This window comes from Rhizobium ecuadorense, assembly GCF_001187535.1.
Classification (GTDB): domain Bacteria; phylum Pseudomonadota; class Alphaproteobacteria; order Rhizobiales; family Rhizobiaceae; genus Rhizobium; species Rhizobium ecuadorense.
The window spans coordinates 1-234 of record NZ_LFIO01001014.1; the positions used below are offsets into that span (position 1 = coordinate 1).

Annotated in this window: 1 protein-coding gene; it reads left to right on the plus strand. The window is 66.2% G+C overall.

The window, feature by feature from the left end; genetic code table 11:
- Nucleotides 1–234, plus strand: a 234-nt coding sequence (locus tag AF337_RS18505) for a hydantoinase B/oxoprolinase family protein (RefSeq protein WP_160320326.1), incomplete at both ends; no start/stop codon positions are given.

The following is a 234-nucleotide window of genomic DNA, read 5'->3' on the forward strand; positions in this document are numbered from 1 at the left end:
CCATCGCGACGATCTCGGCCAGCGAGTCGTGCTCCGCAACCTCGGCAAGAGCCCGATGAACATCTATCTCGCTTCCGAGCGTGTCCGCCATCCCTGCTTCGGCGTCGTCGAAGGGCAGAGCGGATCGGCAGGAAAGGTCATGAAGGACGGCAAGCCCCAGTTCCCGAAGGGCAAGGTGGTCCTGAAGACGGGCCAGCGCCTCGAGGTCGAGACGCCTGGCGGCGGCGGTTGGGG